Here is a 14,104-nt window from a genome sequence, read left to right as displayed (position 1 = left end):
TGTCTAGTTTGTTGTAGAATGCCACAGGCAAGAACCGTCCCCGAATGTAACATAACTTTCCTTGGTTATGCGGTTGGGGGCTCCGAAGGCCCCTTTTTGTTGTCAAAATCGAGAATAACTGATTTATAACGCGAGTATAAGAAAGATGCAGCCAATAAAATTAGGCCGAGGGTGATAAACGAGAAAATCCGGTATAAAGTTTCGAGGAATGACAGGTCATATGAAAATATTTTTATTATTGTCAACCCAAAAAGGATTATTGATATAATACGGATATTCCTGATTCTCCGGCTGAAACCAAGGACCATTAAAAATATGGAATAGATTAGCCAGGCCAGCGACATGGCCATCTGCTGCATGTTCTTTAAATTGGAGTATCCGTCGCGGAAGTCCGTGCCGGACATGCTTAATAAATAAATTTCTTTTCTAAAGTAGTCATATGTTTCACCCGATATGAGGAGAAACCCTAATACAATGGCACACACCTGCGCCGCAGTTAAAGACTTTTCCAGCCAGTTGTATAAATGAGAGTATTTTTTAAGAACCCTGGCAATAAAGAGTGTTCCGAAAATTACAAACATCATTGCGGCAGCCCGGTAGTTGCACAGTACGCTGAAATCATCAATAGGTGTGAAAATAGTTCCACGAATTGCCGCAGATATTACCGATAATACAAATGCGCCCGCTCCGCAGTATAGGACAGGTAAATTTTTTTTCTTTAGCGCCCACAGGGAAACCGGCAGACAGTACGCCATCCACACCATCGCCAGAGTCATGCGCGAGTATAATTCATAGGTTCTATAAATTGTTAGAGCAACTCCGGCTTCTTTAATGAGTTTACTGAAATGGTCGATTGTCTCCACGGTAACCAGTTCAAATATAGTGAGTGCCAGGACAACCTGTACAGCTGCCGCCGGCAGCTCCAGCCATTTGTATGAATGTGAATAATTTTTAAGAGCCCTTGCAATAACAAGTGTACCGCCGATTACAAACAGCATGGCGGCAGCCCGGTAATTGAGCAGCAAACTGAAATAATCTATAGGTGCAAAAGCAATTCCCCGTATAGTCGCAGTTAGCACCGATAATACAAAGGCGCCGGCGCCGCAGTAAAAAACAGGCAGCAGTTTCTTTCTGAGCGACAATAGGGAAACCGGCAAGCTGTATGCTATCCAAACTACTGCCAAAGTCAGCCACTTATAAAATTCAAGGAATTTGTAATCGGGAGAATAAACTTTCATTCCTTCAGTCAGTTTACTAAAATAATCGATTGTCTCCACAGTAACCAGTTCAAATATCGTGAGTGCCAGAACAACCTGTGCGGCTAACGCCGCCTTTCCCATCCATGTGAATTTTTCACCTTCACCCGCGAAAACACGGCTGTTGATGTAAAGCCCGGCAATAATTACAAGGAATGCGGCAAAGCGGTAATTAAACACCAGTGTAAAGTAGTCAATAGGTTTGTATGATAAACCTGAATATATGGCAGCCGCGGCGGATAGAGCCAATACACCAACTCCGCAGTGCAAAACGGAAAGGACCCTTCTTTTTATTCCAGTTACCGTCAAGATGAGTGAATAAACCATCCAAACCATTGATAATGTTAAATATTCTTTGAAAATTAGGCTTTGGGCATCTAAGCTGTTAACGTTAAGCAGCATGCTACGGAAATAATCATTGATTTCTATTGTGAAGAGTATGAGGAGTGTTACACACCATCCATAATGGAGAGATGCTGCAATCATGTCTTTAAACTTATACTCGATGTTTTTGCAGAAAGAAGAGGTCAGCCCCAGCGATGCGGCAAGTATGATAAAGGCAAGTGAGCGCAGGTTTAAGATAAGGTTGAACTGGTCAACTGGCAAATAATAAAATGCTCCTTTGGTTAAGGCAAGCCAAATTGATGACAGGGCAAGCAGCCCTACGGCGGATAACCACACATAATTTATCTTGTAGCGGTTTCCATACCATGCTAAAAAAGCTGCTTCAATAGACCAAAAAATAGGGATTTTAAAGCCGTCAAAATGGTTCGCGGTTGCTATTACTAAAAATAGTATTGATGATAGAACATATTGAGCATATATTTTAGCGTCGCCGGCGAGCCTCTGTTTAAACAGGATAAGAGGAATAAAATAGGCAAAACAAATTGCCAGGGTGGCAAGGCCCATCCATTGGTGATGATCATGGTTAATAACCAAATACATCGCCGCATAATAAATAAAAGCGTTCAGCACCGCGATGGCCTGGCTCATCTGCACCACTTTGGTACGAAGAATATTGAAAATGTAGAATAAGTGGAACAATCCCCAGAATATTGTCAGGAAAACAATTGTGGCAATGATGTCCGCCGGGCTGTAATACTTGTTAAACCAAAGGAAGTATATCAGGTATGTCGTAATAAATGTAAGCGGTTCAAGGATTGTCCAGGATGTTTTCTTGGTCAGGACAATAAGAAAGCCCGCTTGAAGTAGGGAAAGGTAGATAAACAGGCCGATCTCATTGGCCTGTCCGGTGCTCAGCAGAAAAGGAGTAAGTGAGCCGCCGGCCCAGCCGAGCAGTGATATCGCCAGTGAATCGTAACGAAACGCCATGAAAAATGCTGTTAAGGTTACTGCTGACATCAATGCAAAGGCGGCTGTCTGGGAGACCAGGTGGTAATAATTGAAGGAAGCGTAGGCTGAAAGATACAAAACAGATACACCGGCTCCAAAAATCCCCTGGGCGAAGATCTGGTAACCTTTTTTGTGAAACCGTGCTCCGCTGTAAAGGATTGCTACTCCTGCCAGAAAGCCTATAAGGACTCTTGCTGTTTCCGAAATCCAGTTATTATCAAATGAATATTTAAGAAAGAACCCGATGCCGATAATAAGGGCGAGCGCGCCAATGCGGTTTAAGAGTTTTCCGCCGACCAACTCCTCCCATTCCTCTTTTGTCCGGGTAGTAAATATAAGGGTATCTAGCCAGTTCTTTTGAGGTTCTCTACTCTTCACGGGTTTCTGTATACCGTCATAAGGAGAAGACACCTGAATTTCCGGACTTTCCTCTGCAACTTGTGTTACAGCTGTTAAAGGCTCCACAACGGCAGTATCAGGAGGGTTCTGGATATTTGTTTCCAACGCGGGTTTAGCGATCAGTTCAGTCTTTTCTGCCGGGGCAGTCGTTTGGCTGTCTGTTATAGTACCGGTCTTAACAGGATGAATTTTAATACCTGTCTCCGCTGCAGGTTTAGATATCATTTCCGCTTTTTCTGCCGGGCCAGCCTCCTGGCTTGATGGTACTGTACCGTCAGTAACAGGAGTAGTTTTGAAATCTGTCAACGCTGCTGCGGGTTTAGAGATTAGTTCCGCATTAACTGCCGGAGCAGTATCCTTGGTGGCTGTTGCTGCTAACCTGGCTTCAAGCTCATTTATTCTTGATGAAAGGCTTTCAATTTTATTTTTTAGTTCTTTTACAGAAGACCCCAAATTAAGGGCATATATAGGTAACCATATTAGTAAGGCAAGTAATAATAGCAGGATAAATATAATAGGAGTCATTAATTGCGCCTCCTAGAAATTTTTACTATATTTTATCATAATTAGACAAGTTTTACCAAGATATTTTATTTATAGATTATTTATGCAGCGGGGGCGCTCCTGCCTGTTCGTTTATCTATGTAATTTTTTCCCGTGTGAGGCAACAACCGAGGCGACGGCAGCCCAGAGGACTAACGCATAGATAGCGTACCAGAGTGTGTCGTTTGCAGGCGATATGGGAGAAGGGCCCAGGGCGGCCAGGAATCCTGTAGAGCTTGCGTGCATCAGCTGGGCCAGCAGCACACTGCTGGTGTTGTTATAGACCCAGGCGATGAGCACTCTCATGGCGGTCATGGCCAAAATCATCATTGCGAAAAAGTGAGGCAGCCAGAGCGCTCCGAGAGTAACGGAAGAGCCAAGGTAGTCAGCCAACAAGTGCCACGATGACCAGAGCACCCCGAGCAGGAGAGCGGCGCCCAAGGCGCTGTATTTCTGCTGCAGCCTGGGGAGAGCGAACCCGGTCCAGCCTATTTCCTCAAAAAAACCGGCCACAAGGCCGATTATGATGCCCAGTGCATTAAAACCTGGCGCGAAGTCCGGGGATACAAGGGTGCTTAGAGTCAGGAGGACCGCCATGATGAGGACCGGGGGTATCAGAATTGCCGCCGCGTACCAGCGTAAACCAACCCGCCACCGGCCCATGCGGGAGAGCAGTTCCCGCAGGCCGTTTTTTCCCTTTGTGACAGCTGTCATGACAATACCAGCGATGCTGGGCCCGGCCAGCATCGACAGGAACATAAGCATTGCATCCGTTAACTGCAGGGTTTCCCCCCGTAAGAACTTTGGTGCGGCTGCCAGGCTAATGCTTGCCCAGGAGATCGTATAGGCCAATATAAAATAGATGGCAACAGGGCGGCGTTCAATAAATTCTTTAATTTTTATGGTTGTTTCTCCTTTCTAAAGAACCCCGCGTAACCCTTGTATTCGTGAAGGTTTAGCTATATGGAACAGGCTGAACTTCATTATTTACATGAAAACCAAAGAAATGGAACCGAAAGTATTGTGTGCAAAAACGGTAAAATTAAAACCGTCTTGTATTTTAACTGCATGCAAAAGCGGTACAGGAAGCAAATTTTCCTTGTACCGCTTAAATGTGACAGCCAGAACCGTCCCCGCTGATCGCACGTCCACGTTGTCGCACCCGCGTCCCCGGTTACAATGTCTTCTCCAGGATCTGGTTGATGCGCTCGACCATGGCGCGCGGATTGACAACCAGGCCTGCCGAAATGAGCGCGTTGTCAAAGACCTGCTCGGCCACAACCCGGGCAAATTCCGGGTCCTCTTCGCGCAGTTCGTTCAGCCGCTTGATCAGCTTGTGCCGGGTGTTGATCTCCAGGGCTTTTTGACCCAGGGCGCCGAAGTCCCTGTTCGCCGCCTGCATTACCCGCTGCATGCTGCTGGTCATCATGGGGTTTAAGTTTAAAATGATGGCCGGGCTGTCCACCAGGCGGCTGGAACTGTTAACCTCACTAACTTTATCCCCCAGGATTTCCTTGAGCCAGGCAGTCAGGGAAGTTGTATTATCGCTGTCAAGGGGCTCTTCGCCGGGTTTGTCCCCGGGGCCGGGAAGTTCCAGGCCGGTGCTGTCGGCGGAAACAAGCTTTTTGCCTTCATATTCGCCGAGGTTGCTTAAAACGAAGTCGTCTATAGGCTCGTAGGTGTAAATAACCTCGTAGCCGCCGGCCCGAAAAGCCTCGACGTAGGGACCGGCTTCGATGGCTTCCCTGCTGGGCCCGTTTATGAAATAAATGTCCATTTGCTCTTCCTTCATCCGCCCCGTGTAATCAGCCAGTGAGACCAGCTTGCCGGGTTCTGCCGCCGATGACTCGAACCGCAGCAGTTTGGCCAGTTCTTTCCGGTAGGCAAAATCCGCCATAGCTCCCTCTTTTATGAACATCCCGAAAGTGTTCCAAAATTGAGCGTACTTTTCAGGGTCGTCCTGTGACTCTTTGTCCAGGAACTTGAGAAAACGGCCGGTTATCACCTTCTGCAGCTTTGCTATCAGCGCGCTGTCCTGCGCGGTTTCGCGGGAGATGTTGAGCGGGATGTCCTCGCTGTCCACCACGCCCCTGACAAAGCGCAGCCATTCGGGAAGTATAGTTTCCGAATTGGGCTGGATTAAGACTCTCCGGCTGTATAGGTTTGTCCCCGGTTCCATCCTGCCGAAGCCGTAACGTTCAAAGTTGTTTTCCGGCACAAACAGGAGGGCGTTGATCGCCAGGGGCGCGTCTGCGGTAAAATGCAGGTGGTAGAGCGGCTCGTCAAAGGCGTTGGCGATAAATTTGTAAAACTCTTTGTACTCTTCCTCGGTCACTTCGCTCTTATTGCGCGTCCAGATGGCCTGGATGGTGTTAACCTGATCCCTGTCCACCTTGATCGGAAAAGGGACAAAGCTGGAGTACTGCCTGATGATTTCCTTGACCCTTGCCGCCTCTGAGAATTCATAGGCGTCCTCTTTTAGTTCCAGGACAATTTTTGTGCCTCTCTGCAGACCTTCCGCCGTCCGCACATCGTAACTGCCGGCGCCTTCTGAAACCCACTCGCAGCCCGGCTCGCCGGGGAGGTACGACTGTGTGAGCACCCGTATCTTTTTGGCCACCATGAAGGCGGAGTAAAACCCCACGCCAAACTGTCCGATGAGGTTGAAGTCCTTTTTGTCGGAATCGTTTAGCTGCTGGATGAATTTTTTCGAGCCCGAGTGGGCGATGGTGCCCAGGTTTTCCACCAGCTCGTCCCTGGTCATGCCAATGCCGGTATCGGCGACGGTAATTGTATGTTCCTTGTCGTCAAGTTCAATGGAGATTTCCAGCGGCAGGACGTCCGGACCGGTGACCTCCTTGTTAACCACGGACTCGTAACGCAGCTTTTCCAGGGCGTCGGCGCTGTTGGAGATGAGTTCCCGCAGGAAGATTTCCCTGTCGGTGTAGAGGGAGTTGATCACAATATCCAGCAGCTTTTTGACTTCAGTTTGAAATTCCCTGTTTTCAAATTGCTCCTTGGGGGAAGCATCCGGCATAAGTTAAACACCTCCATAACATTATTATCCGATTTGACCTTTGCTGACTATAAGTATAAAATTGGTTTTTTCATGTGTCAAGAGTCGGTTCGATTAAATTTTAAAAGAGCAGAAGCTACCCGCTTTATAATAAGGGGGCGGTTCTTCTCTGCCGCATTTCAAGAAGCATACAGAAAACAGCCCCTGTTGCAGATAAAAAAAGTGCGACAGGATTGTTCCTGTCGCACCAAGAGTTATTATAAAGCGTTATTTCTGCACTTTTACGGTGGTCTGGCCTATAACCAGAGTGCCGTTGACATAACCGCGGAACTCAACTGTCACTTCAGATGGGGTCCATTTGAAGTCGGAACGTTCGAAGTTAAACTGGCCGATTTTCGCCTGGTTGTAGTAGCCCTTGTTGCTGGTAAGCGCGCTCACGCCGTTGAGCCTGGCGGTGTTCAGGTCAAAGCCCTGGGTGCGGAAGCCCGCCGGCAGGTTTACACGGACGGTGAAAACGCCCTTGGTGTCATTCATGACCTTTGGTGTTACTTCGATAGTTCCCGGGATGTAAACAGTGAACTGTTCCTGGACCGTGGCGCTCAGACCTGCGGCATCAGTCACGGTTACGGTGACATTGTAGACGCCCGGTTTGTCCAGTACGATAGTCGCGCCATTTGCATACAGGCTCCCGGCGGCTTCACCCGGTTTGAAAACCGTCATTGTTTCGGAAGCGATGCCCGAAATGCTGTCATCTGCCGAGTAAGTCAGCTGCAGCGAGGCGCCAAGCGGGTATTCGTCGTTCAGGTCCATTGTGACCACAGGCGCTGTCTTGTCTATCTTCACTTCAACCGCATTAACCGCTTCAACGTTTCCAGCGTTATCAACCGAGTAGTAGGAGACCTGGTTGAATCCTTCTTTACTTACTGTAAAGGTGGTCCCCTCCGCATAGCCTGATCCGTTAACCGCATAGAAGGTTTTTGCCACGCCGCTCAATGTGTCATCTGCGGCCAGGGTTACGACCACATCCTCCTTGGACCAGGCTGCCGGAACGTTGGATGTGGTGACCGGGGCTGTCCGGTCGATTTTCACTTCAACAGTTTGTGTCTGCTCGATATTGCCCGCGTTGTCAACCGAGTAGAAAGAGATGCTATTAACGCCTTCCGTATCGACTGTAAAGGAGGCGCCCCCGGTGAACGCGCCTCCGTTCACGGAGTAGTAGGTGTTTGCAACACCGCTTAAACTGTCTGCCGCGGTCAGCCTTACTGCATCCTCCTTGGACCAGGCTGCCGGAACGTTGGATGTGGTGACCGGGGCTGTCCGGTCGATTTTCACTTCAACAGTTTGTGTCTGCTCGATATTGCCCGCGTTGTCAACCGAGTAGAAAGAGATGCTATTAACGCCTTCCGTATCGACTGTAAAGGAGGCGCCCCCGGTGAACGCGCCTCCGTTCACGGAGTAGTAGGTGTTTGCAACACCGCTTAAACTGTCTGCCGCGGTCAGCCTTACTGCATCCTCCTTGGACCAGGCTGCCGGAACGTTGGATGTGGTGACCGGGGCTGTCCGGTCGATTTTCACTTCAACAGTTTGTGTCTGCTCGATATTGCCCACATTGTCAACCGAGTAGAAAGAGATGCTGCTTACGCCTTCCGTATCGACTATAAAGGAGGTGCCCTCGGCGAATGCGCTGCCGTTTACAGAGTAGTAAGTTTTTGCAACACCGGTTTCGTTGTCGGTCGCGCTCAGGGTTACTGACGCGCTTTGATTAACCCAGCCGGTTGGCGCCTCAGCGGTTGTTTCCGGCGCTTCAGTGTCAACGATCAGTTTCGCGATAACTGTATTTGACGGAGCCGATTCGCCGAACGAGTTGCTGTACGAGGTTACATAAAATTCATGGTCCTTATACGAGAGGTTGTCGATAATATAGTACAGGTCGTTCACGTTTTTCGTAACCGGTACGATTTTACCGTCTATGATTTCATACACGTTATAACCGTTCGCGTAAGTGATGAAGTCCCAGTAGATCTGGGCGCTGGTTTTACTCAACAGCTTCACGCTGGCTTCCGGAGGCTGCATTGTGGGATAAATTATGTTCTCGGTTAACCTGCTGGATGGCGCCGACTCGCCGAATTCCGTGCTGTACGCGGTTACTTCAAAACTGTGAACCGCTTCCGACAGGTTATTGAGTATGTAAGTCAGATCCTTTCCGTTATAGAGCAACTGCCTGCCGCTGCCCGTTACTTCGTAGACGCGGTATTCATTTGCCCAGGTTACCTTCTGCCAGTACAGGGTAATGTTGTTGACGTTGTAAATGCTCCATGTCAAGACCGGCGGCTGCACCACCGGCCAGACCAGGGTGAAGCTTACCGTGCTGCCTGCCGGCGATTCACCAAAGCGGTTGCTGTACGAGTGGACCTCGTAAATGTAATCGCCTTCCGGCATGTTTTTAAATGTGACTGCGTTGCTGTTGAAACCGGTCAAAGTTTTTGCCAGTATCTTTTCCCCGTTAACTACCTGGTAGACATTATAGCCCGCCGCGTAGAGAACCTTGTCCCAACCCAGGTTGATGTCATTGCCGGCTGTAATGCTCTTGATCAGGTTGGCCGGCGGCTGCATCGTTGGAAAGACCAGGGTAAATGATACTGTACTGCCCTCCGGCGATTCACCGAAGCGGCTGCTGTAGGAGTAGACCTCGTAGACATAATCGCCTTCCGGCATGTTGGGGTAAGTGATGGTGGTGTTGTCGATGCCGGTCAAAGTATCTTTCAGTATCTTTTCCCCGTTAACCATCTGGAAGACTTTATATCCTGACGCGTTGGTGGATCGGTCCCACTTCAGGGTGATGTTATTGCCGTTTGTAATGGTCTGGATCAGGTTGGCCGGAGCTTTCATGATCTGCTCCTGCAAAGTCAGGGAAACCTGGCGTCCTTCCGGCGATTGACCAAAACGGTCGCTTACCGAATGGACGACATAAGTGTGTTCGCCGTACGGCACCCTGGTGATTGTCGTGGTCAGGGCCGCTACCGGGGTTGGAGTTTTCAGTTCTTTTTGCCCGTCAACCAACTCGTAAACGTTGAATTTGTTGGTGTAATCAACCCCAGTCCAGGTCAGCACAATATCATTGCCGTTCTTGATTGTGTAAGTGACATTAGACGGCGCCGCCATCACGGGATGGACCAGGGAGAACGTGATCTCCGCTCCTTCCGGCGATTCACCAAGGAGCGTTGAGTAAGAGTGGACAATGTAATAGTAATCCCCAGCCGGCTTGTTGGTAAAAGTTTTACTGATAATGGGACCGGTACCGGTCACCGGGGTTATCAGGTTTTTTTGCCCGTCAACGACCTGGTAGACATTATAGCCCGTCGCGTAGGTGGTTTTGTTCCACTTCAGGGTGATGTCATTGCCGTTGGCAATACTGTAGGTCAGGTTGGCCGGGGTTTCCATCGTCTGCCCGGTCAGGGTCACTGTTAGCCGGCTTCCTTGCAGCGACTCGCCGAAGCGGTCGGAGTATGAGTAGATCTCGTATGTGTATTCACCCGGCGGCATGTTGGTGAAAGCTTTAGCGGTACCGGTCACCGTGTATTTCAGGTTTTTTTGCCCGTTAACGATCTGGTAGATTTTATAATCGGTCGCATTAAGGGATATGTCCCAGGTCAAAGTAAAACTTGTAGCGCTGTTGATCGTCTGGATCAAATTAGACGGTGGCTGCATTTCGGGGAAATCAATTGAGAAGGAAATCAGGCTGCCTTCCGCCGACTCGCCGAAGCGGTCGCTGTAGGAGTGGACCTCGTAGGTGTAATCACCTTCCGGCCGGTTGGTGTATTTGACTGACGTCACGGTTCCGGTGTTTATCGGGGTTTTCAGTTCTTTTAGCCCGTCTTTGACCAGGTAGATCCTGTAGCCGTTCGCGCCTGTCACGGTTGTCCAGGTTAAAATTACGTCATTGCCGTTTTGAACCGTATATGCTAAGTTTGCCGGCGCGGCCAGTGTCTCGAAACTTATGGTGAAGGCCACCTGGCTGCCCTCCGCCGATTCGCCGAAGCGATCGTTGTAGGAGTGGACCTCGTAGATGTAATCACCAGCCGGCAGTTTGGTGTAGGTGACGGAGGTGCCGGTCGGAGAGCTTTTCAGGTTTTTCTGCCCGTCTATAACCTGGTAGACTTTATATTTGGTCGCGTTTGGTACGGCATCCCAGGTTAAAACTACGTCATTGACGTTCTGGATTCTGTAGGTGAAGTTTGCCGGAGCGGTCATAGTCAAATCTCCAATAGTGAAGGAGAGCTGGCTACCCTCCGCTGACTCGCCGAAGCGGTCGCTGTAGGAGTGGACCTCGTAGATATAATTACCTTCCGGCTGTTTGGCATAGGTGACGGAGGTGCCGGTCGGGGAGCTTTTCAGTACCTTTTGCCCGTCTATGACCTGGTAGACTCTGTAGCCGGTAGCGTTTGTTGCGGAACTCCAGGTTAATACGACGTCATTGGCATTTTGGATCTTGTAGGTAAAGTTAGCCGGCGCTGCCAAAGTCACCGTGTCCAGGGTGAGGGACGCCCGGCTGCCCTCCGCTGACTCGCCGAAGCGGTCGGAGTAGGAGCGGACTTCGTAGATATAGTCGCCGGGAGGCATGTTGGTGTAAGTTTTAGAAGTACCCGTCACAGTGTCTTGCAGGACTGTTTTCCCGTCGATAATCCGGTAGATATTGTAGCCTGTCGGGTAGCTGACGGCATTCCATTTCAGGGTCAGGTCATTGCCGTTTGTCACGGTACACGTAAAGTTACCCGGGGCCGTCATCACGGGGTGGACAACCTCTACCTGTAAAGGAGTGGAAAGAGGGGACTCCCCGTACAGGGAATTCTCGGCGGAAACCGCGTAGGTGTAAGTTCCCTCAGGCGCGTTGGTAACGGTGTGCGTTTGTACCGTCAGCGAATCGAGCAGTGTCTCTCGCCCGTCTGAACCGATCTGGTAAAGATTATACTTCTCGGCATACAGGGACGCTCCCCAGCTCAGGACGATGTCGTTGCCGTTTTTAAACGTTTTCGTTAAGGCCGGCGCCGCCATACCCGGATAGACAATGTCTACGGTAACTGGTGCGCACGGACCCGACTCACCGTAAGCGCTCAACGTCGTCACGACATACCTGTAGGAGCCTTCTTCAAGGTCATTGATAGTGTAGGAGGTCGATGTTGTTGAATCCAGCGATATTAATCGCCCGTCAGTTATTTCATACACATGATAACTGACAGAACCGGTAACCGGACTCCACGTTAGTTTTACGTCATCAGGGGACTGCATTTGGTAGGCAAGGTTGCTCGGGGGCAGCACATCATTGCCGGTGGACGATGCGAAAGTGTTATACACTGGGAACACCAGCTGTAACACTAGCAGCATCGTCACTAGAAAGGAGATCTTTCTGTAAAGAACTTTACCCATGACCATGGTCCCTCCCTTTTTATGTGAAAAGGCGGTAAGGTTCAAAAAAAATGAACCTCAAACAAGGCTCATAGGCAATTTTCTATGTTCCTTGTGGCAACCGGCTGCCATCCACGAAATGTACATTCTCCCGTGGTACAGGCCCTTGGCTTTGCGTCTCACGGTTTCCCGTGATTTGCCCTTTTCACTTGGTTTTTAAACTAAATTGTATCATAGTTTCCCGGGTTGTATATGGGACACAGATCCCATTTATATACGACAAAGGTCCTGCTTTCAGTGGTACTAAGATCCGATCACCCATAATTACGTGTGAGATGATAAAATATAAGAGTAAAACGAAATATTTTAGTGGGGGTATTATTTAATGCCGAAGAAGAAAACATGGCTGGCAGTCCTGTTTTTGGTAGTGCTCCTGGCATCTGTGACAGCTGCCGCCGCCGGGAGCGTGCCAAACGTCACGCCGGAGATGGAGACAGCGGATTTCTGGATCGGCAAGCTCTCAGATCCGGACAGCGTGATCATGAGCCAGGGGGAGATATCAGCTTTCAACCGTGATATTATCCAGGCGCAGCCCGGCCTCGTGTTTGATTTAACTGACTATCCATCGTCAATAAGCGGGAGTGTGCTGTCAAATTTGGTCACCAACCGCCCCTTTCCGGTCGATGAGGAAAGGTACTGCAACGGCTGGCTGGTTGAAAGGGCTTATTACGACAACCTGCTGAGACAGATGAACCTGCCCGGAATAGGGGAGAGCAACAAGGTCGCCTGGGCGGTCACGGTCAGACGGAGCAATATCAGGACTTTCCCAACCTATGATGAGTCGCTGGAAGCGCCTGACGACATAGAGTTTGACCTGTTCCAGGAGACGGCGGTGAGCCCGGCTGAACCGGTGCTGGTCCTGCACCGCAGCCTGGACGGCAGCTGGTGCTTTGTGCAGATATACAATTATAACGGATGGATGCCCGCCGCAGACCTGGCCGTGGCCGAAGATAAAGACATCTGGCTTGAATATGTACGGCCGGAAAATTACCTGGTGGTGACAGGCAACAAGGTCGGGATTTACTTTAGACAGGATAATTTCGCGGCTGAACTGGTCGAGCTCACCATGGGCGCCAGAGTCCCGCTGGCCGGTGAGGGTAAAGAATCAAGCGGCGCTTACTCCGTTAAGCTGCCCGTGCGCGGGGATAATGGTGAACTGCTGGTGGAGGCTGCCTCGATTCCGGCCGGCAGTGATGTGTCAGTCGGGTATATGCGGTACACCCGGGCGAATATCATCAGGCAGGCTTTTAAGATCCTGGGTGAGCGGTACGGCTGGGGCGGCATGTTCAACGGCAGGGACTGTTCCGCCTTTGTTATGGACGTCTATAAAAGTTTCGGCCTGATGCTGCCGAGGAACGGCGACGAGCAGGAGCGGTCGGCGGGCAGGACGGCGAGCTTTGAGTCGCTCGGCACGGAGCAGCGCTATGGGCTGGTTGCCTCACTGCTGCCGGGGGCCTCATTGCATACCCCCACCCACGAGATGCTCTACCTGGGAGAACACAACGGGCTGCATTACGTGATCCACGATATCACCTCGTACGGTGAAATAAATTCCGACGGCTCCATAGGTAAAGCCGTGCTGAACAGGGTTGCCGTGACGGACCTGTCCCTGACCAGGAGAAACGGGATGACTTTTATTGACTCCCTCACGGGCGGCAAGCAGATTGAACCGGCCAGCATGCCGGACAAGCCACCCGTTAACTATTATGTGAGTGTGTTTGTAAACGGCGACCCTGTGTCGTTCCCGGACCAGCAACCCTACCTCGACACCTCCGCGGGCAGGGTATACGTGCCCCTGCGCTTTGTTTCGGAAGCTCTTGGCGCTGATGTGGAGTGGGTGCAGGAAGAGCAAAAGATTGTGATTAATAAAGGGAACAGGGTGATAATGCTGCACTCCGGCAGCAGGGAAGTATATGTGGACAGCCGGATTTACACGATGGATGTGGCGGTTGAGCTGGTTAACGGCAGGAACATGGTGCCTCTGCGCTTTGTCAGCGAGGCCCTGGGCGCGCAAGTAGAGTGGACCGCCTCCGGCCGCGGCGGCCGCGTAGATATCACAGAGTAAGCTGTGGAG

Annotated in this window: 6 protein-coding genes and 1 riboswitch; of the genes, 2 read left to right on the top strand and 4 right to left on the bottom strand. The window is 50.3% G+C overall.

Features of this window, described 5'->3' with window-relative positions; translation table 11 throughout:
* Nucleotides 1-65 precede the first annotated feature (65 nt).
* Together ACOBQJ_RS11470 and ACOBQJ_RS11465 are read right to left on the bottom strand one after the other, a co-directional pair.
* A complete protein-coding gene (locus ACOBQJ_RS11470; RefSeq protein WP_421071905.1) occupies nt 66-3,533 on the bottom strand; it encodes a DUF2339 domain-containing protein in 3,468 nt (1,155 codons plus the stop codon).
* A 111-nt stretch (nt 3,534-3,644) separates the two neighbouring features.
* Nucleotides 3,645-4,148: a CPBP family intramembrane glutamic endopeptidase gene (locus ACOBQJ_RS11465; protein WP_421071904.1), complete on the bottom strand. Its 504-nt coding sequence runs from the start codon at nt 4,146-4,148 to the stop codon at nt 3,645-3,647.
* Between ACOBQJ_RS11465 and ACOBQJ_RS11460 the strand changes: the two genes are divergently transcribed.
* Nucleotides 4,147-4,398, top strand: coding sequence for a hypothetical protein (locus ACOBQJ_RS11460; RefSeq protein ID WP_421071903.1), 252 nt, complete (start codon nt 4,147-4,149; stop codon nt 4,396-4,398). The two genes, ACOBQJ_RS11465 and ACOBQJ_RS11460, sit on opposite strands and share 2 nt — an antisense overlap.
* Nucleotides 4,399-4,725: 327 nt before the next feature.
* Here the strand turns inward: ACOBQJ_RS11460 and htpG are convergent, their stop codons facing one another.
* Both htpG and ACOBQJ_RS11450 read right to left on the bottom strand, forming a co-directional pair.
* A complete protein-coding gene (gene htpG / locus ACOBQJ_RS11455) occupies nt 4,726-6,588 on the bottom strand; it encodes a molecular chaperone HtpG (RefSeq protein WP_421071902.1) in 1,863 nt (620 codons plus the stop codon).
* 246 nt (nt 6,589-6,834) lie between these two features.
* Nucleotides 6,835-11,991: an OmpL47-type beta-barrel domain-containing protein gene (locus ACOBQJ_RS11450; RefSeq protein WP_421071901.1), complete on the bottom strand. Its 5,157-nt coding sequence runs from the start codon at nt 11,989-11,991 to the stop codon at nt 6,835-6,837.
* A 92-nt stretch (nt 11,992-12,083) separates the two neighbouring features.
* Nucleotides 12,084-12,181, bottom strand: a riboswitch (cyclic di-GMP riboswitch).
* A 174-nt stretch (nt 12,182-12,355) separates the two neighbouring features.
* On the opposite strand from ACOBQJ_RS11450, the gene ACOBQJ_RS11445 reads away from it, so the two are divergent.
* Nucleotides 12,356-14,095: a stalk domain-containing protein gene (locus tag ACOBQJ_RS11445; protein WP_421071900.1), complete on the top strand. Its 1,740-nt coding sequence runs from the start codon at nt 12,356-12,358 to the stop codon at nt 14,093-14,095.
* Nucleotides 14,096-14,104: the final 9 nt, after the last annotated feature.

This window comes from Pelotomaculum propionicicum (assembly GCF_048984525.1).
Taxonomy (GTDB): domain Bacteria; phylum Bacillota; class Desulfotomaculia; order Desulfotomaculales; family Pelotomaculaceae; genus Syntrophopropionicum; species Syntrophopropionicum propionicicum_A.
This window is presented reverse-complemented; position numbering and strand designations above follow the sequence as displayed.

Bases quoted from the DNA above. Each gene is read 5' to 3' on its own strand.
- ACOBQJ_RS11470 (WP_421071905.1), bottom strand. From the start codon at position 3,533: ATGACTCCTATTATATTTATCCTGCTATTATTACTTGCCTTACTAATA.
- ACOBQJ_RS11460 (WP_421071903.1), top strand. From the start codon at position 4,147: ATGATGAGGACCGGGGGTATCAGAATTGCCGCCGCGTACCAGCGTAAA.
- ACOBQJ_RS11465 (WP_421071904.1), bottom strand. From the start codon at position 4,148: ATGGCGGTCCTCCTGACTCTAAGCACCCTTGTATCCCCGGACTTCGCG.
- htpG (WP_421071902.1), bottom strand. From the start codon at position 6,588: ATGCCGGATGCTTCCCCCAAGGAGCAATTTGAAAACAGGGAATTTCAA.
- ACOBQJ_RS11450 (WP_421071901.1), bottom strand. From the start codon at position 11,991: ATGGGTAAAGTTCTTTACAGAAAGATCTCCTTTCTAGTGACGATGCTG.
- ACOBQJ_RS11445 (WP_421071900.1), top strand. From the start codon at position 12,356: ATGCCGAAGAAGAAAACATGGCTGGCAGTCCTGTTTTTGGTAGTGCTC.